At 74.9% G+C, this 19265-nt stretch carries 19 protein-coding genes; 11 read left to right on the top strand and 8 right to left on the bottom strand.

What is annotated here, in order from left to right; genetic code table 11:
• The first annotated feature begins 221 nt into the window (after window positions 1-221).
• A complete protein-coding gene (locus ACIA79_RS04720; RefSeq protein ID WP_399426751.1) occupies window positions 222-1100 on the top strand; it encodes a polysaccharide deacetylase family protein in 879 nt (292 codons plus the stop codon).
• Here ACIA79_RS04720 and ACIA79_RS04725 read toward each other — a convergent pair.
• Genes ACIA79_RS04725 through ACIA79_RS04740 form a run of 4 tightly spaced genes read right to left on the bottom strand, consistent with a single transcriptional unit; the run spans window position 1097 to window position 3562 of the window.
• Window positions 1097-1288, bottom strand: coding sequence for a hypothetical protein (locus ACIA79_RS04725; protein ID WP_399426690.1), 192 nt, complete (start codon window positions 1286-1288; stop codon window positions 1097-1099). The two genes, ACIA79_RS04720 and ACIA79_RS04725, sit on opposite strands and share 4 nt — an antisense overlap.
• Window positions 1289-1302: 14 nt before the next feature.
• Complete coding sequence (locus tag ACIA79_RS04730; protein WP_399426691.1) at window positions 1303-1971, bottom strand: ABC transporter; 669 nt, start codon at window positions 1969-1971, stop codon at window positions 1303-1305.
• The gene (locus ACIA79_RS04735; protein ID WP_399426692.1) at window positions 1968-2873 is read right to left on the bottom strand and encodes an ATP-binding cassette domain-containing protein; all 906 of its coding nucleotides are present in this window, start codon (window positions 2871-2873) and stop codon (window positions 1968-1970) included. Before ACIA79_RS04735 ends, ACIA79_RS04730 begins: the two co-directional genes overlap by 4 nt.
• An 11-nt stretch (window positions 2874-2884) precedes the next feature.
• Window positions 2885-3562 carry an AIM24 family protein gene (locus ACIA79_RS04740; RefSeq protein WP_399426693.1) on the bottom strand — a complete coding sequence of 226 codons (678 nt, stop codon included), beginning with the start codon at window positions 3560-3562 and terminating at the stop codon, window positions 2885-2887.
• On the opposite strand from ACIA79_RS04740, the gene ACIA79_RS04745 reads away from it, so the two are divergent.
• The 4 genes from ACIA79_RS04745 to ACIA79_RS04760 all read left to right on the top strand — a co-directional run bounded on the left by ACIA79_RS04745 (window position 3531) and on the right by ACIA79_RS04760 (window position 7639).
• Entirely contained in the window at window positions 3531-4301 is a 771-nt protein-coding gene (locus ACIA79_RS04745; RefSeq protein WP_399426694.1) for a peptidyl-tRNA hydrolase, read from the top strand. The two genes, ACIA79_RS04740 and ACIA79_RS04745, sit on opposite strands and share 32 nt — an antisense overlap.
• Before the next feature lie 65 nt (window positions 4302-4366).
• Window positions 4367-5128, top strand: coding sequence for a DUF4142 domain-containing protein (locus ACIA79_RS04750; RefSeq protein WP_199819778.1), 762 nt, complete (start codon window positions 4367-4369; stop codon window positions 5126-5128).
• A gap of 107 nt (window positions 5129-5235) precedes the next feature.
• Complete coding sequence (locus ACIA79_RS04755) at window positions 5236-6633, top strand: DUF692 domain-containing protein (RefSeq protein ID WP_399426695.1); 1398 nt, start codon at window positions 5236-5238, stop codon at window positions 6631-6633.
• A 4-nt stretch (window positions 6634-6637) separates the two neighbouring features.
• Window positions 6638-7639, top strand: coding sequence for a TIGR04222 domain-containing membrane protein (locus ACIA79_RS04760; protein ID WP_399426696.1), 1002 nt, complete (start codon window positions 6638-6640; stop codon window positions 7637-7639).
• Between the two features lie 110 nt (window positions 7640-7749).
• On the opposite strand, the gene ACIA79_RS04765 is transcribed toward ACIA79_RS04760, so the two are convergent.
• Entirely contained in the window at window positions 7750-8217 is a 468-nt protein-coding gene (locus ACIA79_RS04765) for an ATP-binding protein (protein WP_399426697.1), read from the bottom strand.
• 172 nt (window positions 8218-8389) lie between these two features.
• On the opposite strand from ACIA79_RS04765, the gene ACIA79_RS04770 reads away from it, so the two are divergent.
• From ACIA79_RS04770 to ACIA79_RS04780, 3 genes are all read left to right on the top strand, one after another.
• Window positions 8390-9157 carry an IclR family transcriptional regulator gene (locus ACIA79_RS04770; protein WP_399426698.1) on the top strand — a complete coding sequence of 256 codons (768 nt, stop codon included), beginning with the start codon at window positions 8390-8392 and terminating at the stop codon, window positions 9155-9157.
• A gap of 46 nt (window positions 9158-9203) precedes the next feature.
• Entirely contained in the window at window positions 9204-10724 is a 1521-nt protein-coding gene (gene glpK, locus ACIA79_RS04775; protein ID WP_399426699.1) for a glycerol kinase GlpK, read from the top strand.
• Between the two features lie 206 nt (window positions 10725-10930).
• Entirely contained in the window at window positions 10931-12520 is a 1590-nt protein-coding gene (locus tag ACIA79_RS04780; protein WP_399426700.1) for an alpha/beta hydrolase, read from the top strand.
• A 27-nt stretch (window positions 12521-12547) separates the two neighbouring features.
• Here the strand turns inward: ACIA79_RS04780 and hemQ are convergent, their stop codons facing one another.
• Together hemQ and hemG are read right to left on the bottom strand one after the other, a co-directional pair.
• The gene (gene hemQ / locus ACIA79_RS04785; protein WP_399426701.1) at window positions 12548-13261 is read right to left on the bottom strand and encodes a hydrogen peroxide-dependent heme synthase; all 714 of its coding nucleotides are present in this window, start codon (window positions 13259-13261) and stop codon (window positions 12548-12550) included.
• Between the two features lie 4 nt (window positions 13262-13265).
• Window positions 13266-14708: a protoporphyrinogen oxidase gene (hemG, locus tag ACIA79_RS04790; protein WP_399426702.1), complete on the bottom strand. Its 1443-nt coding sequence runs from the start codon at window positions 14706-14708 to the stop codon at window positions 13266-13268.
• 125 nt (window positions 14709-14833) lie between these two features.
• On the opposite strand from hemG, the gene ACIA79_RS04795 reads away from it, so the two are divergent.
• Complete coding sequence (locus tag ACIA79_RS04795; RefSeq protein WP_399426703.1) at window positions 14834-15739, top strand: DUF4349 domain-containing protein; 906 nt, start codon at window positions 14834-14836, stop codon at window positions 15737-15739.
• A gap of 9 nt (window positions 15740-15748) precedes the next feature.
• Window positions 15749-17134, top strand: a complete 1386-nt coding sequence (locus tag ACIA79_RS04800; protein ID WP_399426704.1) for an FAD-dependent oxidoreductase — start codon at window positions 15749-15751, stop codon at window positions 17132-17134.
• A gap of 193 nt (window positions 17135-17327) precedes the next feature.
• On the opposite strand, the gene hemE is transcribed toward ACIA79_RS04800, so the two are convergent.
• Window positions 17328-18401 carry a uroporphyrinogen decarboxylase gene (gene hemE, locus ACIA79_RS04805; RefSeq protein WP_399426705.1) on the bottom strand — a complete coding sequence of 358 codons (1074 nt, stop codon included), beginning with the start codon at window positions 18399-18401 and terminating at the stop codon, window positions 17328-17330.
• Between the two features lie 91 nt (window positions 18402-18492).
• Here hemE and ACIA79_RS04810 point away from each other — a divergent pair, with 91 nt between their 5' ends.
• On the top strand, window positions 18493-19149 hold the full coding sequence (locus ACIA79_RS04810; protein ID WP_399426706.1) for a DUF3000 domain-containing protein: 657 nt from the start codon (window positions 18493-18495) through the stop codon (window positions 19147-19149).
• Window positions 19150-19265 lie beyond the last annotated feature (116 nt).

The following is a 19265-nucleotide window of genomic DNA, read 5'->3' on the forward strand; positions in this document are numbered from 1 at the left end:
GGGCGGGCGGTTACGGCCCCGCCTCCGCGCGGGGCCGGGGCTCGTGCCGGTGCCGGGGCCGGCTCCGGCGGGCAGTTCCACAGGGGCCCGCTCCCTCGCACGGGTACGCCGCACGGCTACGCCGGACGGACGCGCCCGGTCGCCGTCGCCATATATTCATATAGTTTCGCCATGTGATCATTTCTGTCCCCCCTGCCGTACGGAGACGGGCCGTACGGCAGCTGTCCCTGTTGACCGTCCTCGCCGCCGCACTGACCGGCTGCGGTGGCGGCGGTGAGCGCGGCGGTGCCGGCAGCGCGCAGGTCCGCGGCACGACCACCGTGTCACCGCGCCCCGCGCACCCCTCCCCCGCCTCTCCCTCCGCCGCCCCCGCCCGGAAGCCGCCGACGATGGCGCCCGGGCCCGGCGGCCTCACCCCGGTGTTCACCCGGGGCCCCGCCTCGGCCGGCAAGACCGTCGCCCTCACCTTCGACGCCGACATGACGGCCGACCAGGGGCCGCGGGCGGCGGGCGGCGAGCGGTTCGACAACCCGGCCCTGATCGCCACGCTGAAGCGGCTGGAGGTCGACGCGACGATCTTCATGACCGGCCGCTGGGCCGAGGAGTACCCCGCCCAGGCGAAGGCCATCGGCAGCGATCCGCGGTTCGAGGTCGCCAACCACTCCTACAGCCACCACGCCTTCGCCACGCCCTGCTACGGCCTGCCGGCGCTGGACCGCCCGGCGATGGCGGCCGACGTGCGCCGCGCCTTCGACGCGTTCCGCAGGGCCGGTGTGCGCAACGTCGTGCCCTACTTCCGCTTCCCCGGGGGCTGTTACGACGACGCGGCGCTGCGTGCGCTCGCACCGGCGAGGGTGACGGCCGTGCAGTGGGACGTGGTCAGCGGCGACGCCTTCGCGACCGACGCCGGCGCCGTCGCCGAGGAGGTCCTCTCAGGCGTCAAGCCCGGCTCCCTGGTGGTCCTGCACTGCACCCGCAGCGCGGCCCCGGTCACCGAGGAGGCCGTCCGCACCATCGTCCCGGAGCTGCGCAGGCGGGGCTACCGCTTCGTCAAGGTCTCCGAGCTGATGAGCGGCCGGGACGACGCGGCCCCGCGCTAACCGGAGCAGGCGGTGCGCTCCGCCTCCCGCCACTCGCAGACCGGGCACAGCGTGATGCCCTTCGTCGACTCCGGGTACTCGGTCGGCTCCTGGCACAGGACGCAGGCCGCGTACGGGCCCTCGGCGGCCCTGCGCTCCGGTGCGCCGGCCCCGGAGGCCGGTGTCGCGTCGCAGTACGAATCGTCCATGTGTCCGAGCCTACTCACTCGCGCCGTGCCGTGAGCCGGCAGGCGAGGGCGACCGCCACCGCCGCGAGGGCCACGGCGCCCGCGAGCGCGGTCCAGGGGTGCTCGACGGTGCCGGTGCGGGAGCCCGTGACCAGGGCGGTGACGGCCTGCCGCGCGGGCGAACCGGTGGTGACCAGGGCGAGCAGCGCGGCCACGGCGATCACGGAGACGGACCACGCCCGGGCGCGCACCAGCGGCCGGGTGCCCAGGGCGCCGACGGCCGCGCCGAGCAGGACGCACACCGCCGCGGTGACGAGTCCGGCGAGGGCCGCGGGCAGCCGGGGCACCGGGACCTCGCGGCCGGCGTCCACCGGAGCGCCGAGGGCGGTCACGGCCGCGACGGCCGCGGCTCCCAGGAGACCCGCGCACACCGTGGCGGCGCCGATCGCGGCCAGGTGGACCCGCTCCCGGCCGGCCGCCGCGGCCGTGACGTGCCGCGCGGCCGAGGGCTCCTGGTTCAGGCAGACCCGCACCAGCCAGGCGGTCGCCGGCAGCAGGCCCGCGGCCGTCCAGCCCAGGGCGCCGAGGACGGGCTCGCCGGGGCGTACGCCGATGCCGAGGAACGCCGCGTACAGCAGAACCGGGGGCAGCCAGCGCTGCGAGCGCAGCAGCAGGGCGGTGTGGTAGCGCAGGAGGGCGGTCATCGGGCAGGGCTTCCGGTGCCGGCGGGGGCCGGGGCCACCGCGTGGATGTGCCAGGGCGGGCGGGCCGTCAGCAGCTCCCGCAGGAGCGCGTCGGAGTGCGCGGCGCGCACGGTGAACGTCACGCACGCCACGCCGCCGTCCGTGCCCGCCGCGTGCGCGGGCGCCCCGGGCAGCCCCGTGTCGGGCAGCCGCCCTCCGGACGCCGTCACCCGCACGAACCGCCCGTCGCCGCCCGGGCCCACAGAGCCGGCGCGGTCCTCGGAGCCGGCGAGGTCCGCGAGACCGGTGCGGTCCGCCGGCGGCGGGGCGGCGCGCAGGCGCGACCCGGTCACCGCGTACACCGCGTGGGCCGCGCCCGCGAGGCGGCGGGGGTCGTGGTCGACGAAGACCACCGTCGCGCCCGCCGCGACCCGCTCCCCCACAGCGCGGTCCAGCCCGGCGCGGGCGGCCGTGTCCAGGCCGGTCCACGCCTCGTCCAGGACCAGCAGTCCGGGATCGGCGAGGAGGGCCTGCGCCACGGCGACCTTCTGGCTGCTGCCCTTGGACAGGTCGCGCAGCGGGGTACCGGCGTGCCGCGCGGCGCCGAAGCGGTCCAGCCACTCGGCGGCCCGGGCCTCGGCCTCGGCCCGCCGCAGCCCCTGGACGCGCCCGAGGTGCACGAGGTAGCCGGCGGCCGTGAACGGCAGTGCGGCCGGGAAGCGTTCGGGGACGTAGGCCGTGCGCCGCGGCCGGCCGGTGACGCGGCCCTCGGTCGGGGCGTCGATCCCGGCGATCAGCCGCAGCAGGGTCGACTTGCCGCTGCCGTTGGCGCCCTCGATCCGTACCAGGGTGTGCGGGGGCAGTTCCAGGTCGACGCCGCGCAGTGCCCAGGATCCGCCCGGGCCGCCGTAACGGCGGCCCACTCCTCGGAGGTTCAGCTCTGCGCGCCCTTCTGCGCGGTGAGCTCGCTCGGCCGGACGATCACGAACCCCTCGCCCTGGAGCATCAGCTGCACCGCCTCGCCGGAACCACCGCGGAGCATCGATCCGAGGGACTGCGAGCGGTGCAGCGAGGTGGTGAGGGCGGCGCTCCAGCCGACGACCGCGTCGGTGTCCACGTACACGGGCTGGTGCGGGGTGACGGGAATGACGACGGGGTTGCCCTCGCATATCACGGCGAGCTTGCCGTGCCCGCTGAAGACGCTGTTGAAGAGGCCGCCGCCGGCCATCCCGGCGCCCTTCACGGTCGCGATCTCGTACGTGAGCGTCGCGTCGAAGCACAGGACGTTGCGGCCGTTGACGGTGAGCGCGTCCCCCGGCTCCAGGTCGACGATGAAGCAGTTCTGCGCCTCGTGCGCGAACCACGCCTCGCCCCGGCCGCGCACGGCCATCAGCGGCAGGCCCTCGCCGGTGACGGCCCGTTTGAACATGCCGCCCAGGCCCTGACCCTTGCGCTCGAACCGGAGGTCCCCGCGGAAGGCGATCATCGAGCCCTGACGGGCGTGCATCTCGCCGTCGACGGCGTACTTGACCGACTTGGCGTTCTGCAGCGTCATGCCGGGCACCGTCGCCTGCTGTGCCATGTTCCCGGATGCGAAAAGATCGCTCTTCATACCGGCATCCTGTCCCGGAACGCCCCCTTCCGCCAAGAAGGGTTCCCGTGCGGACTGGCAGACTGTCCCGGTGAGCAGCCTTGACGCCCCCCAGTTCGTCCTTCCCCTCGTCGTACGCGTCGAGCGGGCCGAACCCCCGGCCCGTACCGACGCGCTGGAGACCGCCGCGCGCGCCGTGCTGGTGATGCTCTCCGACGACCGGTCGACCGGTGACGGGGAGTGGGCGCAGGCCGTGCGCGACTGGCAGGACGCCCGGATCCGCAAGGTGGTGCGGCGGGCGCGCGGCGCGGAGTGGCGGCGGGCCGGCGAGCTGCCCGGCATCACGGTCACCGGTGGCACCGCGGAGGTACGGGTCTTCCCGCCCGTGCCGCTGGACGGCTGGCCCAAGGAGCTCGCCAAGCTCCAGGTCTCCGGCACGGAGCTGGAGGACCTGGGCGAGGTCCCCGGCACCCGCCCCGAGCAGGCCCTGCTGTGGCTCAACCCGGACCTGCGCATGTCCACCGGCAAGGAGATGGCGCAGGTCGGGCACGGTGCGCACCTGCTGTGGTGGGCGATGACGGACGGGGACCGCGCGGCCTGGCGGGAGGCCGGCTTCCCGCTCGCCGTGCGCACCGCCGACCCCGGCAAGTGGGCCGGACTCACCGCGAGCGGGCTGCCGGTGGTGCGGGACGCGGGCTTCACGGAGATCGCCCCCGGCTCCTGCACGGTCGTCTCCGACTTTCCCGTACAGGTGAACTGAACGTTCCGGCACCGGTATACGTACCTCCCAGTACTGCCATCAGTTCGGGAGGCACCACCTTGTTGTTGCGACGCATCAACGGCACGGCACTCATCATCGCGGCACTGGTCGCCACGGTAGGCGCACTGGCGTTCCCCGTCTGGTCGTACGCCGACCGCTCCGGCACCGGGCAGGCCAACCTCAACGCGTCGACGGTGGCGACGCAGTGGGGCCCGCTGTCGGCGACGGACCGCGACTTCCTCGTGAAGGTACGGCTGGCGGGCCTGTGGGAGCTGCCGGCCGGCCAGCAGGCGATCGAGCGGGCGCCGAGCCAGGCCATCAAGGACGCGGGCGACCACCTCGTAGTCGGCCACACCGACCTGGACCAGCGGGCCCGCGACGTGGCCGCGAAGCTGGGCGTGGAGCTGCCGAACCAGCCGTCGGAGCAGCAGCAGGGCTGGCTGCGGGAGCTGTCCGCGGCGAGCGGCGAGGAGTACGAGCGGAAGTTCGCCAACCTGCTGCGCAACGCGCACGGCAAGGTCTTCGCGCTCGTCGCGCAGGTGCGGCACACCACCCGCAACACGCTGATACGCCAGCTGGCGACCGACGCCAACCAGACGGTGCTGGACCACATCACGATGCTGGAGCAGACCGGCAAGGTGGACTTCGACGCCATCGCCAACGAAGCGGCGGGGCAGGCGACCGCCAGCCCGTCCGGCCCGCCGGCGCCCAACGGCAACCTGCCGCCCGCGCCGTCGCCCGCCGTGCCGTCCGGCGACCAGCAGTTCACGTCCCGGCCGTCGACGCAGCCCGGCCCGCCGACGGCGATCAACACCAACCGTCCCTGACGTGACCGGCGCGCCCGAACCTCAAATCAACCTCTGAGTCTCCCCCCGGCGGGATTGCCCGCGGTCCGCCGGGGCCATCACCCCTCCACACGACGGAGGAGGGGGACATGGGGGACACGCTGGAACTCGGCATAGGCATCGGCTGGCGTCCGGAGATCGCGGACGCGGTGGAGGGGCTGCCCGGTGTGGACTGGGTGGAGGCGGTCGCGGAGAACCTCTGCGCCGGCCACCTCCCCGACTCCCTGCTGCGGCTGCGCGAGCGGGGCGTCACCGTGGTGCCGCACGGTGTGTCGCTCGGCCTGGGCGGCGCGGACCGCCCGGACGCGGGCCGGCTGGCGGATCTGGCCGCCAAGGCGACGGCGCTCGGCGCGCCGCTGGTCACCGAGCACATCGCCTTCGTCCGGGCCGCGGGCCCGGCGGGGACGCTGGAGGCCGGGCACCTGCTGCCGGTGCAGCGCACCTGGGACGCGCTGGAGGTGCTGTGCGAGAACGTCCGCATCGCGCAGGACGCACTGCCGGTGCCGCTGGCCCTGGAGAACATAGCGGCGCTGGTCTCCTGGCCGGGTGAGGAGCTGACGGAGGGGCAGTTCCTCGCCGAGCTCGTCGCCCGCACCGGGGTGCGGCTGCTGATCGACGTGGCCAACCTGCACACCAACCACGTCAACCGCGGCGAGGACCCGGCGAAGGCGCTGGCCGAGCTCCCGGTCGAGGCCATCGCGTACGTCCACGTGGCGGGCGGTGTGGAGCGGGACGGTGTCTGGCACGACACCCACGCGCACCCCGTGCCCCGCCCGGTCCTCGACATCCTCGCCGACCTGTCGTCCCGCGTCGCGCCGCCGGGCGTCCTGCTGGAGCGGGACGACGACTTCCCCCCGGCACCGGCCCTGGCCGCGGAGCTGACGGCGATCCGGGACACCCTCACGCGGCCGGCACCGGTATGCCGCGGGGCCGTCGGGTCAGCGGTGGCCGCGGTGGCCGCTCCGGTGGCGGTTGCGGCGGGGGCCGCCGGGCCGGCCGGTGCGACAACCGCTGTGCGCGCGGAGGCCGCGCCCGCCGCGCCCGCCGCGGCCGGGCGGGAACCGGTCCGCGCGGACGAGGAGGCGCGGCAGCGGGTGTGGGTGGCGCAGGCCGCGCTGCTCTCCGCGCTCGTCGCCGGAGCTCCCGTGCCCGAGGGGTTCGACCGTGCGCGGATCCGCGTGCAGAGCCGGGCGCTGGCCGCCAAGCGCGCCGGGGTGGCGGCCAGGATCGCGCCGGAGCTCCCGCGGATCCTCGGGACCGGGTACCGCGCCGCGTTCCTGGCGTACGCCCTGGCCCGGCCCCTGCGGGGCGGCTACCGGCGCGACGCGCTGGACTTCGCCGAGCACCTCCTCGTGGCCGGGGAGCCCGCGGATCCGGTCGCGCGACGGAGGCTGACCCGGTGGTGGGAGGAGCGCGCCGGGGAACGGGCGCCCGGCCCGGTGGCACGGCTCGTGCACGCCGTCCGCTCCGCGCTGGGCAGGGGGTGAAGCCGTGAACGTCCTCGCCGTCCTGATCGACCTCGGTGTCGTCGTCTCGTCCGTGGTACTCATCTGCGGGGTCGCCGCGTCCCGGCGCCGCGGCCCGGGCGGGTCCGTCCGCGACAGGACGGAGGCCGCCTTCCTGAACGGCGGCCCCGGTCTCGTCGTGGACACGGCGATCACCGCCCTGCACGCCGACGGGCGCCTCGTCGTCGCCGGACCCGGGATCGTCGGCGTCCCGCGGCCCGTCGCGTACGACGCCGTCGAGCGTGCCGTGATCGCGGAGCACGCCGCCGCCCCGAGCGGCTCCCTGCACGGGCTGCGGCTCGCCGTGATGCGCCACCCGGCCGTGCAGGAGGTCGGCGACGGCCTCGCGGCACGGGGCCTGATCACGCCCGCCGGCGCGGGGCGCAGGTGGCGCCGCTGGGGCGTCGCCCAGGGGATCGTGTGCCTGCTGCTGCTGTTCGCCTCGGTACCGCTGACCGTGGTGGAGATGACGCGGTACGGCGCGGCCGACTGGCCCTTCCCCTTCATCGGCAAGGTCGGCCCGGTCCTCGTGGCCGGCGGGGTCGTCGCCCTCGTGTGCGCGAGCAGCGCGGGGGCCCGGCTGACCCGGGCGGGCCGCGACGCGCTCGCGGCGTACCGGTGGCACCACACCCGTCCCGACGACCCCGCCGAGCTGGTGGCGGTGTGCGGGCTGCGGGCGCTGCCCGACCGGGACCTGTGGGAGCAGCTGACCACCGCGGCCAGGAGGAACCGCGGCGGCACACCGGTGTCCGCCGGTGCGGCACCCGTGGTGTGGTGCGCCGGCGTGGACCCGGGCGGCTCCGGATCCGGCTGCGGCGGCGGCAGCTCCTGCGGGGGCGGGGGCGGGGCCGGCTGCGGAGGCGGCGGCGGTTCCTGCGGCAGCTCGGGCGGGGGGTCGAGCTGCGCGAGCAGCAGCGGCTCCAGCTGCGGGAGCAGCAGCAGTTCCAGCTGCGGTGGCGGATCGAGCTGCGGCAGCAGCAGCTCGTAGTGCGGGAAGGGGGTGAGCCGTGACGGTCGGGTAAGCGGTCTCCCGGATCGGAGAACGTTCCGCACCCGGCACACGGGCGACGCCGACGGCATCCGGGCCCGCAACCGCCATTAAGGACAACGCGGCCACGCCGGGCCGGCGGGGACATCGGCCCAGCGCGTGATGCCCTCGGCGCCGACGCGCACGCCGCAGCGGGCAGCCAGCGCGGTGACGATGTCGGTGCCGCGGCCGTGCTCGTCCGGGTCCGGGGCGCCCCATCCGGCACCGGCGAGGACGGGCCCGGCGTCGGTCACCTCCACGCGCAGGACCCCGTGTCCGTCGACGCGGACCCACGACAACCGCAGCGTCGCCGGCGGCAGGGCGTGGACCAGGGCGTTGGTCAGGAGCTCCGAGACCACCACGAGTGCGTCCATGACGGCGTCGGACGGCAGGCCCCACTCGCCGAGTACGTCGCGGACACGCCGGCGGACGGCGGACACGGCCCCCGGGGCGTGCGGCACGGGGCAGACATGATCGACAGCGTCGGGGCCGGGGCGGTCCACTGCCCCGGGGCCGACGGTGCTGAGCTGGGCGGCCATCTGCGCTCCTTGACGAAACGGTGCCGACGGGTGCCGACGTCACGCACGCTATGAAGTGAGGGGAAACCGGTCAATAAACGACGGTCGGCATTACCGAACGCCAGTCGAGACCAGGAGAAACCACCGCATCATGGCCGATGGCGGACGGGGAAGGCGGATCTAGAATCGCGGTATGGCCGGTCCCGTCCAGTCCATCGAACGGGCGGCGGCGATTCTCCGCCTGCTCGCCGCGGGCCCCCGTCGGCTCGGGCTCGGTGAAGTGGCCGCCTCGCTGGGACTGGCGAAGGGCACGGCCCACGGCATCCTGCGCACCCTCCAGCACGTGGACTTCGTCGAGCAGGACGCGGCGACCGGGAAGTACCAGCTCGGGGCGGCCCTCCTGCACCTCGGCACCAGCTACCTCGATGTGAACGAACTGCGCTCGCGCTCGATCAACTGGGCCGACGCCCTGGCTGCCCGCAGCGGCGAAGCGGTCCGCCTCGGCACCCCGCTGGAAGGCCGGGTGCTCGTCATCCACCACGTCTTCCGGCCGGACGACACCCTCCAGGTCCTGGACGTGGGCGCACTGCTGCCGCTGCACGCCTCATCGCTCGGGAAGGTGCTGCTGGCGTTCGGCACCGCGAACCTCGACGCGGCCGTCGACGCCGGCCTGGAGGCGTACACCCGGCACACGCTGGCCGACGCGGACGCGCTCACCCACGCCCTCGCCGAGATCCGGGAGAACGGCTGGGGTGCCGAAGTACAGGAGATGAGCATGGGGGAAGCCGGCGTCGCCGCGCCCATCAGGGGGCACGGCGGCCTCGCGGTGGGCGCCATCGGTCTGTCCGGCCCGGTCGAGCGGATCTGCGACGTCAGGGGCCGGCCGGAGGTCAAGCTGCTCACCCTGCTCCGTGAGGCAGCCCGGGCGATCTCACGAGACCTGGGAGCCGCCCGCTGGTAAATCCACCGCGCAGCGCTTCTCCACGCATCGGAAGGCGGTCAGGATCATGGTCGAACGGTATGTGATGTCCATCGACCAGGGCACCACCTCCACCCGGTGCATCCTGTTCGACCACCGCGGGCGCTTGGTGTCCGTGGCCCAGCGCGAGCACCAGCAGTTCTTCCCGAAGCCCGGCTGGGTCGAGCACGACGCCCTGGAGATCTGGCGCAATCTCCGGCGCATCGTGCCCGAGGCCCTGTCCGGCGCGGGCGACGGCGTCGCCGCCGAGGCCGTCTCGGCCCTGGGCATCGCCAACCAGCGCGAGACGACCGTCCTGTGGGACCGCCGGACCGGCACCCCGCTGGGCCGGGCGATCGTCTGGCAGGACACCCGCACCGCCCCGCTCGTCGAAGGCCTGCGCAGCGACCCCGGCGACGCGTTCTTCCTGGAACGCTGCGGCCTGGCGCCCTCGACCTACTTCTCCGCCCCCCGCATCCGCTGGCTCTTCGACCACGTGCCCGGTCTGGCGCAGCGGGCCGCGAACGGCGACGTCCTGTTCGGCACGATGGAGTCCTGGCTGATCTGGAACCTCACCGGCGGGACGGCCGGGGGCCGCCACATCACCGACGTGACCAACGCCAGCCGCACGATGCTCATGAACATGGGCACGCTCGACTGGGACGACGAACTGCTGGGGTTCTTCGGGATCCCGCGCGCGGTCCTGCCCGAGATCCGGTCCTCGGCGGAGTGGTACGGCGAGGACCGCTCGGTGCTCCCCGGCAGGCCCATCACGGCCGCGCTCGGCGATCAGCAGGCCGCGCTCTTCGGACAGACCTGCTTCTCCCCGGGCGAGGCGAAGTGCACCTACGGAACCGGCAGTTTCCTGCTGCTCAACACCGGCACCGACGTCGTCCGGTCCCGCAACGGACTGCTCACCACCGTCGCCTACAAGATCGGCGAGCAGCCCGCGGTCTACGCTCTCGAAGGCCCGATCGCCGTCACCGGCGCCCTGGTCCAGTGGTTCCGCGACCGGCTGGAGCTCATCACCAGCGCACCGGGCATCGAGACCCTCGCGCGAACCGTCGAGGACAACGGCGGCTGCTACATCGTCCCGGCGTTCTCGGGTCTCTTCGCACCCCACTGGCGCAGCGACGCACGCGGCGTCATCGTCGGCCTGACCTCGTACATCACCAAGGGGCACCTGGCCAGGGCGGCGCTGGAATCCACCGGCTGGCAGACGAAGGAGGTCGTCGACGCCATGAACGCCGACTCCTCGCTCACCCTGAGGGAGCTGAAGGTCGACGGTGGCATGACGTCCGACAACCTCCTCATGCAGATCCTGGCCGACGTCCTCGACGTGCCGGTGGTGCGGCCCATGGCCGCAGAGACCGTCTCCCTGGGCGCCGCCTACGCCGCCGGGCTGGCCGCCGGCTACTGGGCGGACCTGGAGGTGCTGCGCGGCAACTGGCACCGGGCGGCCCGATGGCTGCCGGACATGGACCCCGCGCGACGGGCGTCGGAGTACGAGAACTGGCAGCGGGCCGTCGAACGGTCCTACGGCTGGATCAGACGGCCGGACGACCCCTGATCCCGCGACGGCGTCTCCCGTGACGGCCGGGCGGCGCCGCCGGGCGGACGGGGCTGCGCGGGCACGGCCGGGGGGACGCCGGGCGGCCAACCCCCGCCACCCGTAAGGGTTGTCGGCGGCGACACCGGGCGAAAGTCCTTCCCCGGCGCCGCCGCACCGCGAAGGATCCCTGTGTTCTGCGCCCGCACGCCGACGAAGGGACCTCGATGAGAGCCGCCACCCGGTACGGACTGGCCGGAGCCGTCGGCTCCCTGGTGCTGTCCGCCCTCGCCGTCGCGCCCGCCGGTGGTCTCGTCCCCACCTCCGCCGCGGCCTCGGGGACCGCCCGCGCCGCCGAGCGCGCGGCCGCCGCCGGCATCGTCTTCGGGCCCTGCCCGGCGGCCGAGGAGCTGCCCTCCTCCGTCGAGTGCGGCACCGTGCGGGTCCCGCTCGACTACGCCCGCCCCGACGGCCGCCGGATCGAACTGACCGTCAGCCGGGCGCGGGCGCTCGGCGAACCGGCCGAACGCCAGGGCGCCCTGGTGTTCAACCCCGGCGGCCCCGGCTCCGGTTCCCTGTGGTTCCCCCGGGCCGCCGCGCTGCCCGAGTGGCAGCGCCTCGCCCGCGCCTACGACCTGGTGGGGTACGCCCCGCGGGGCGTCGGCCGGTCCGCGCCACTCAGCTGCCGGGACCCGGCCGACTTCACCAGGGCGCCGACGCCCGCGCCGGCCGAGCCGTCGGAGGCGTACAAGAAGGAGCGCATCGCCGCCGCGCAGGCGTACGCGCGGGGCTGCGAGCGCCACGCGGGGCCCTCGCTGCGCCACTACTCGTCCCTCAACAACGCCCGTGACCTGGAGGTGCTGCGGGCCGCGCTGGGCGAGGAGAAGCTGACGTACCTGGGTGCGTCGTACGGCACCTACCTGGGGGCGCTGTACGCGACGATGTTCCCCTCGCACGTGCGCCGGATGGTCTTCGACTCGGCGGTCGACCCCTCCCCCGACCGGATCTGGTACCGCAACAACCTGGCCCAGTCGCGCGCCTTCGAGCGGCGCTGGCTGGACTTCCGCACCTGGGTGGCCCGCCACGACGCCACGTACCGCCTGGGAACGGACGCCGCGGCGGTGCTCGGCGCGTACGAGAAGGCCGCCGCCGAGCTGGCGCACCGTCCGGCGGGCGGGAAGGTGGGACCCGGGCAGCTCCAGGCCGCGTTCCTCCAGGCCGGCTACTACGACGACCTGTGGCCGGCGCGGGCGGAGGCGCTCTCGGAGTTCCTGCGGGGCAACCCCGGGCCGCTGGCCGAGCAGGCGGCGCCGCGCGAGGAGGCCGCACGGAAGGCGGAGAACGGCCACGCCGTCTACACGGCGGTGGAGTGCAACGACGCGCCCTGGCCCACCGACTGGCGGGTCTGGGACCGCGACAACACGGCGCTGGCGAAGGAGGCGCCGTTCGAGACGTGGGCCAACGTGTGGCTGAACCTGCCGTGCGCGTACTGGCCCGCCCCGCGGCAGCGGCCGCTCGATGTCCGCGCGGAGCCGGGTGCGCTGCCCCCGACGCTGATCCTGGCGGCCGAGCGGGACGCGGCCACGCCGTACGAGGGAGCGCTGGAGCTCCAGCGCCGGCTGAGCGGCTCGGTGCTGGTCACCGAGCGGGGCGCCGGTACGCACGGGGTCGCGGGCGGGCCCAACACGTGCGTGAACGGCCATCTGGAGGCGTATCTGCTCCAGGGGAGGACACCGGTGCGGCGCGCGTCGTGCGCGCCGCACCCGGAGCCGGACCCGGTGTCGCTGGAGCGGCGGGCACAGCTGCCCGCCGTCTGATCTTCCGGGTCGATCGGGCGGCGGGGCTTACGCGAGCCCCGCCACCAGGTCCGCGACCGACTTGCGGCGGCCGGTGTAGAACGGGACCTCTTCCCGCACATGCCGGCGGGCCTCGGAGCCGCGCAGGTGGCGCATCAGGTCCACGATGCGGTACAGCTCGTCGGCCTCGAAGGCGAGGATCCACTCGTAGTCGCCGAGCGAGAACGAGGCGACCGTGTTGGCGCGCACGTCCGGGAAGCCGCGGGCCATCTTGCCGTGGTCGGCGAGCATGCGCCGCCGCTCCTCGTCGGGCAGCAGGTACCAGTCGTACGAGCGGACGAAGGGGTACACCGAGACGTAGTCGCGCGGCGTCTCGTCGGCGAGGAACGCCGGGATGTGCGACCGGTTGAACTCGGCCGGGCGGTGCAGCGCCATGTTCGACCACACCGGCTCCACGGCGCGGCCCAGCCGGGTGCGGCGGAAGAGGTTGTACGCCTCCTGGAGCGCGTCCGCGGTCTCGGCGTGCCACCAGATCATCAGGTCGGCGTCGGCACGCAGGCCGGAGACGTCGTACGTGCCGCGGACGGTGACGTCCTTGGCGGCGAGCTGGTCGAACAGCTCCTGGACCTCGTCGGCGTAGCCGGTCCGGTCCTCGGGCAGCACGTCGCGCAGCTTGAAGACGGACCACAGGGTGTAGCGGATGACCTCGTTGAGGTCCTTCGCCTTCTTACCGGCGTTCGGGATCTTTTCGGGCGCACTCATAGGGCTATTCTCGCTCGTCGCTCGGGGTGGCCTGCGCCAGGGTCGGCGTGGCGAGGATCTCGTCCGCCGCGCGCCGGGCGCTCGCGATGCAGGCGGGGATGCCGACGCCGTCGTACGCCGCTCCGCAGACGCGCAGGGCGGGCAGCGCCGCGACGGCTTCGCGGACGCGGGCGACCCGGGCGAGGTGTCCGACGGGGTACTGCGGCAGGCCGCCGATCCAGCGGGTGACCGTGGAGGCGACCGGCCGGGCGGTGAGCCCGGTCGCGGCGGCGAGGTCCCGCAGGGAGACGGAGACGAGGTCGGCGTCGTCCCGTTCCAGGTGCTCCTCCTCGCCGTACCGGCCGACGGAGGTGCGCAGCAGGACGAGGTCGCCGGCGTTCTCGTCGGTCCAGCGCCACTTCTGCGAGGAGAAGGTGGAGGCCTTGATGGTGCGGCCGTCGACGGGCGGGACGAGGAAGCCGGAGCCGGCGGGCAGCCCGGCCGTGTCCGTGCGCCGGAACGCGAGGGTGACCAGGGCCATGGAGGCGTACTCGACGGCGGCGAGCTCGGCCGCGGCGGCCGGGGACGCGGTGGCGAGCAGCGTGGCGGCGGACCAGGCCGGGGTGGCCAGGACGACGGCGTCGGCCTCGATGAGGCGCCGGCCGGTCCGCACGTGCCAGCCGGCCGGTCCGCGGGTGAGTTCCTGGACGGGTGCGTCGGTGAGGATCTCGCCGCCGTGGGCGGTGACCGCGTCGGCGACGGCGGCGGGGAGGGTGCCGATGCCGCCGTCGAGACCCATGAAGGCGGGGCCCGTCTGCCCTGGGGTGGTCCGCTGGACCGCGCGGACGGCCTCGGTGAGGGTGCCGTGGGCGCGGGCTGCCTCGAAGAGCTTCGGCACGGCGGCGCGCATCGAGATCCGGTAGGCGTCGCCGGCGTAGACCCCGCCGAGGAGCGGCTCGACGAGCCGGTCGACGACCTCGCGGCCGAGGCGTTCGGCGACGTACGCGCCGACGGCGACGTCCTCCCCGAGGGTCTCGGGACGGGTGGGCGGCAGGTCGCGCTCGTGGGCGATGCGGGCGAGGCCCTCGGCGGAGAGCAGGCCGGCGAGGGCGGCGGCGTCGCCGGGGACGCCCATGACGTGGCCCTTGGGCATGGGCCGCAGGGCGTCGCGGGTCCACACGGACGCGGTGCTGGTGGCGGGGGGCTGGAGGCGGTCGCCGAGACCGACGGCCCGGGCGAGGTCGACCGCCTCGGGACGGCGGGCGAGCATCGACTCGGCGCCGAGGTCGACGGGGGCGCCGGCGAGCTCGCCGGCGTGGAGCTTGCCGCCGAGCCGGCCGGTGGCCTCCAGCAGCGTCACGCGCCGCCCGGCGGTGGCGAGCCGGTGGGCGGCGGCGAGTCCGGCGATGCCGCCGCCGATGACGACGACGTGGCCGCCCCGCGCGCCCTCGAGTGTGTCCGCGTTCATGGCACCACTCTCTCAAATGCCGTTTCGAGTCCTGACCGTGACCGGTTCGGAACCGCACGCGGCAACCGCCACCGGGGCCTCGCACGTCGAAGGGGCACCATTCACCACGCATCCCCGGGGGGACCATGCGTACACGACGACACACCGTCGCGGCGGTACTGCTCACCGCCGCGCTGGCGCTGGCGGGCTGCGGCTCGGCGGACGAGGGCGCGGGCGACGCGAAGGAGGCCGCCGCCGGCCGTGAGGGGCGGGGCGTCGCGGCCGACGGGCCCGCGAACGGCTCGGCCGCCTCGGCCGCGCCGGAGCCGGGCAAGCCGCAGCAGAGGAACCCGGCCCCGCACCAGCACGTCATCCGGACCGCCGAGCTGTCGGTGCAGGTGGCGGACGCGGCGAAGGCGCTGGGCACGGCCCGTAACGCCGCCGCGGCCGCCGGCGGGCACGTCGCCGAGGAGACGACCGAGCGGATCGACGACGACCACGTGACCTCGCGGATCGTGCTGCGCGTGCCGCAGGCCGCGTACGACGCGGTGCTGGGCAGGCTCGCCGGTACCGGGAAGCTGCTGTCGCGGACGGCCGAGTCGAAGGACGTCACCGGCCAGGTGGTCGACGTGGAGAGCCGCATCGCCACGCAGCGGGCGAGCGTCGCGCGGGTGCGGGCGCTGATGGACCGGGCGACGGAGCTCGCCGACGTGGTGACGCTGGAGGGCGAGTTGAGCCGCCGTCAGGCGGACCTGGAGTCGCTGCTGGCGCAGCAGGCGGCGCTGAAGGACCGTACGACCCTGGCCACGATCACCCTGGAGCTGACCGAGACCGAGGACGGGGAGGGGCGGGAGGACGACGACGGCCCGGGCTTCCTCGACGCCCTGTCCGGTGGCTGGAACGCCCTGGTGACGGCGGCTACATGGGTCGGGATCGCCCTGGCGGCGGTGGCGCCGTGGCTCGCCGTGCTCCTGGTGGGGTACGCGGGGTGGCGGTGGCTGGTGCGGCCCAGGCTGCCCCGGCGGACCGGATCGGACACCCCCGCGCCGTAGCGTGTCGGTATGACACGGCAACGATTGGTGATCATCGGCGGTGACGCGGCGGGCATGTCCGCCGCGTCGCAGGCCCGCAGGCTGAAGGGCCCGGACGAGCTGGAGATCGTCGCCTTCGAGCGGGGGAACTTCACGTCGTACTCCGCGTGCGGCATCCCGTACTGGGTCGGCGGCGACGTCGAGGGACCGGACCGGCTCGTGGCGCGCTCGCCCGAGGAGCACCGGGCGCGGGACATCGACGTACGGCTGCGCAGCGAGGTGACCGAACTCGACCTGGACGGGCAGCGGGTGCGCGTGCGGGACCTGGCGTCGGGCGGTACGTCGTGGACGGGGTACGACCGGCTGGTGATCGCGACCGGCGCCCGTCCGGTGCGGCCGCCGCTGCCCGGCATCGACGCCGCGGGCGTGCACGGGGTGCAGACCCTGGACGACGGGCAGGCGCTGCTGGACACGCTGGGCGCGGTGAACGGGACCGCGGGGCGGCGCGCCGTGGTCGTGGGCGCCGGGTACATCGGCGTGGAGATGGCGGAGGCCCTGCTCAACCGTGGCTATGGGGTGACGGTGCTGAACCGGGGCGAGCAGCCGATGTCGACGCTGGACCCGGACATGGGGCGGCTGGTGCACGAGGCGATGGACGGCCTCGGCATCACCACGGTGGGCGGCGCCGAGGTGACCAAGATCCTCACCAGCGGCGACGGCCGGGTGCGGGCGGTGGCGACCGAGGACGCCGAGTACCCGGCGGACGTCGTGGTGCTGGGCATGGGCGTGGAGCCCGAGACGACGCTGGCGCGCGCCGCGGGGCTGCCGGTCGGGGCGTCCGGCGGGCTGCTCACCGATCTGTCGATGCGGGTGCGCGGCCGGGCGGACGTGTGGGCGGGCGGCGACTGCGTGGAGGTCCTGGACCTGGTGTCGGGCCGCGAGCGGCACATCCCGCTGGGCACGCACGCCAACAAGCACGGCCAGGTCATCGGCGCGAACGTGGCCGGCGGGTACGGCACGTTCCCCGGTGTCGTGGGGACGGCGGTGAGCAAGGTGTGCTCGCTGGAGATCGCCCGCACGGGCCTGCGGGAGCGGGACGCCGAAGCGGTCGGGCTGCGGTTCGTGACGGTGACGATCGAGTCGACGAGCCGGGCCGGCTACTACCCCGGCGCGGCGCCGATGACGGTGAAGATGCTGGCCGAGCGCCGCACGGGTCGGCTCCTCGGCGTGCAGATCGTGGGCCGCGAGGGCGCCGCGAAGCGCGTGGACATCGCGGCGGTCGCCCTCACCGCGGGCCTGACGGTGGAGCAGGTCGCGGCCCTCGACCTGGGCTACGCCCCGCCGTTCTCCCCGGTGTGGGATCCCGTCCAGGTGGCGGCCCGCAAAGCGGTGACCGCGGTGCGGGCCGCCGGCTGACGTCAGCGGTACGGGCCGGGCGGCGCACCCCGCGCCGCCCGCCTTCCCCCAGGCCCGCCCACGGGACCGCCCCGATCGGCTCCGTCCCGTCCCGTGCCGTCCCGTGCAGCCACGGGACGGTGCGGCGGAACCCGGGGCGGCCCGGCGGCCGGCGCCCTGCTCCGCCGGCCGCGGCGCAGGGTGAGCCGGCGTGTCAGCGGGCGGTCTGCGTGTGGACGTACTCGACCAGCCGGGTCAGGGCGTCCGGGTCGGTGGTGGGCAGGACGCCGTGGCCGAGGTTGAAGATGTGGCCCTCCAGGCCGGCAGCCGCGTCCAGCACCTCGCGGGTCTTGGTCTCGACCGCCTCGGGGGTGGAGAACAGGACCGCCGGGTCGAGGTTGCCCTGGAGCGCCTTGCCGGGGCCGACGCGGCGGGCCGCCTCGTCCAGCGGGACGCGCCAGTCGACGCCGACGACGTCCGCGCCGGCCTCGCCCATCAGGCCCAGCAGCTCACCGGTGCCGACGCCGAAGTGGATGCGCGGCACGCCGTACCCCTCGACGGCCCGGAACACCTTCGCCGAGGCGGGCATGACCGAGCGGCGGTAGTCGGCGGGGGCCAGCGCGCCGACCCAGGAGTCGAAGAGCTGGACGGCGGAGGCACCGGCCTCGATCTGGACCTTCAGGAAGGCCGCGGTGATCTCGGCGAGCCGGTCCAGCAGGTCGGCCCACAGCTCGGGGTCGCCGTACATGAGGGCCTTGGTGTGCTCGTGGTTGCGCGACGGGCCGCCCTCGACGAGGTAGCTCGCGAGGGTGAAGGGCGCGCCCGCGAAGCCGATCAGCGGGGTGGCGCCGAGCTCGCCGGTGAGCATGCCGATGGCCTCGGTGACGTACGCGACGTCGTCGGGCGTGAGGTCGCGCAGCCGCGCGAGGTCCTCGCGGCGGCGGATCGGCTCGGCGACGACCGGGCCGACGCCCGGCTTGATGTCGAGGTCGATGCCGATGGCCTTGAGGGGGACGACGATGTCGCTGAAGTAGATCGCGGCGTCGACCTTGTGCCGGCGCACCGGCTGCAGGGTGATCTCGGTGACCAGCTCGGGCCGCATGCACGATTCGAGCATGGGGATGCCCTCGCGCACCTTGAGGTACTCCGGCAGTGAGCGTCCCGCCTGGCGCATGAACCAGACCGGCGTGTGCGGCACGGGTTCGCGCCGGCACGCCCTGAGGAAGGCCGACTCTGCGACGGCGGTGGTCTTCGGCTGCTGGCCCATAAGGCGATCGTTGGCACTCACGCCCAGAATCTTCGCATGCGCGGGCAAGCCGCTCGGCCGGTGCGGGTGTCCCTCCCTGCACGAGGGGCTCCTTCCGCCTACTCTTCCCCGCATGGCTGCGGCTCAGGGACAGTTTTCCGATCACCCCGCTCACTCCGAAGGCACCGGGGGCGTCCCGTCCGCCTTCGCGACGGCGGTCGAGGCCCTGCGCTCGGCGCGGCTGCGGCCGGAGGTCGAGGTGGAGCCGACGCGCCCGCCGCAGCGGCTCGCCCCGTACGCGTACGCCGTGGAGGCGGCGGTCGTCGAGGACGAGGAGGACCTGGCGGACGGGCGGCTGGTGCTGCTGCACGAACCGGCGGGCCACGACGCCTGGCAGGGCACCTTCCGGCTGGTGACGCTGGTACGCGCGGAGCTGGAGCCGGAGATGGCCGCGGACCCGCTGCTGCCGGAGGTGTGCTGGTCGTGGCTGACCGGTGCGCTGGAGGCGCGGGGGCTGTCGTACGGGGAGGCGAGCGGCACCGTCACCCGTGCGGGGTCTCACTACTTCGGTGGACTCGCGGAGCGCCGCCCGGCGACGCAGATCGAGATCCGTGCGTCCTGGACGCCGCGCGAGGACCGGCGCGGCGTGCCGGACGCGGCGGCGCACCTGGCGGCCTGGTGCGACCTGCTGTGCCAGGTCGCGGGCCTCCCGCCGACGAGCCCCGGACCGCTGGACGCGGGCGCCGGGGTGGTCTCCCTCCCCCAGCGCCGGGGTCCGCAGCACCCGTAACCTCACCAACACGGCCCGGCACGACACGACACGACACGGCACTGCGCTGCACCGCACCGGACCGCTGTCGCACGGACTCGTGCGGCGGCGGGCCGCTGTCGGGGGTTCCGCGCGTC

This window comes from Streptomyces sp. NPDC051310 (genome assembly GCF_044455245.1).
Lineage (GTDB): Bacteria > Actinomycetota > Actinomycetes > Streptomycetales > Streptomycetaceae > Streptomyces.

Bases quoted from the DNA above. Each gene is read 5' to 3' on its own strand.
- ACIA79_RS04725 (WP_399426690.1), bottom strand. From the start codon at position 1,288: ATGGACGATTCGTACTGCGACGCGACACCGGCCTCCGGGGCCGGCGCA.
- ACIA79_RS04800 (WP_399426704.1), top strand. From the start codon at position 15,749: ATGACACGGCAACGATTGGTGATCATCGGCGGTGACGCGGCGGGCATG.
- ACIA79_RS04740 (WP_399426693.1), bottom strand. From the start codon at position 3,562: ATGAAGAGCGATCTTTTCGCATCCGGGAACATGGCACAGCAGGCGACG.
- glpK (WP_399426699.1), top strand. From the start codon at position 9,204: ATGGTCGAACGGTATGTGATGTCCATCGACCAGGGCACCACCTCCACC.
- hemQ (WP_399426701.1), bottom strand. From the start codon at position 13,261: ATGAGTGCGCCCGAAAAGATCCCGAACGCCGGTAAGAAGGCGAAGGAC.
- ACIA79_RS04755 (WP_399426695.1), top strand. From the start codon at position 5,236: ATGGGGGACACGCTGGAACTCGGCATAGGCATCGGCTGGCGTCCGGAG.
- hemG (WP_399426702.1), bottom strand. From the start codon at position 14,708: ATGAACGCGGACACACTCGAGGGCGCGCGGGGCGGCCACGTCGTCGTC.
- ACIA79_RS04745 (WP_399426694.1), top strand. From the start codon at position 3,531: ATGTTCCCGGATGCGAAAAGATCGCTCTTCATACCGGCATCCTGTCCC.
- ACIA79_RS04730 (WP_399426691.1), bottom strand. From the start codon at position 1,971: ATGACCGCCCTCCTGCGCTACCACACCGCCCTGCTGCTGCGCTCGCAG.
- ACIA79_RS04810 (WP_399426706.1), top strand. From the start codon at position 18,493: ATGGCTGCGGCTCAGGGACAGTTTTCCGATCACCCCGCTCACTCCGAA.
- ACIA79_RS04765 (WP_399426697.1), bottom strand. From the start codon at position 8,217: ATGGCCGCCCAGCTCAGCACCGTCGGCCCCGGGGCAGTGGACCGCCCC.
- ACIA79_RS04795 (WP_399426703.1), top strand. From the start codon at position 14,834: ATGCGTACACGACGACACACCGTCGCGGCGGTACTGCTCACCGCCGCG.
- ACIA79_RS04780 (WP_399426700.1), top strand. From the start codon at position 10,931: ATGAGAGCCGCCACCCGGTACGGACTGGCCGGAGCCGTCGGCTCCCTG.
- ACIA79_RS04770 (WP_399426698.1), top strand. From the start codon at position 8,390: ATGGCCGGTCCCGTCCAGTCCATCGAACGGGCGGCGGCGATTCTCCGC.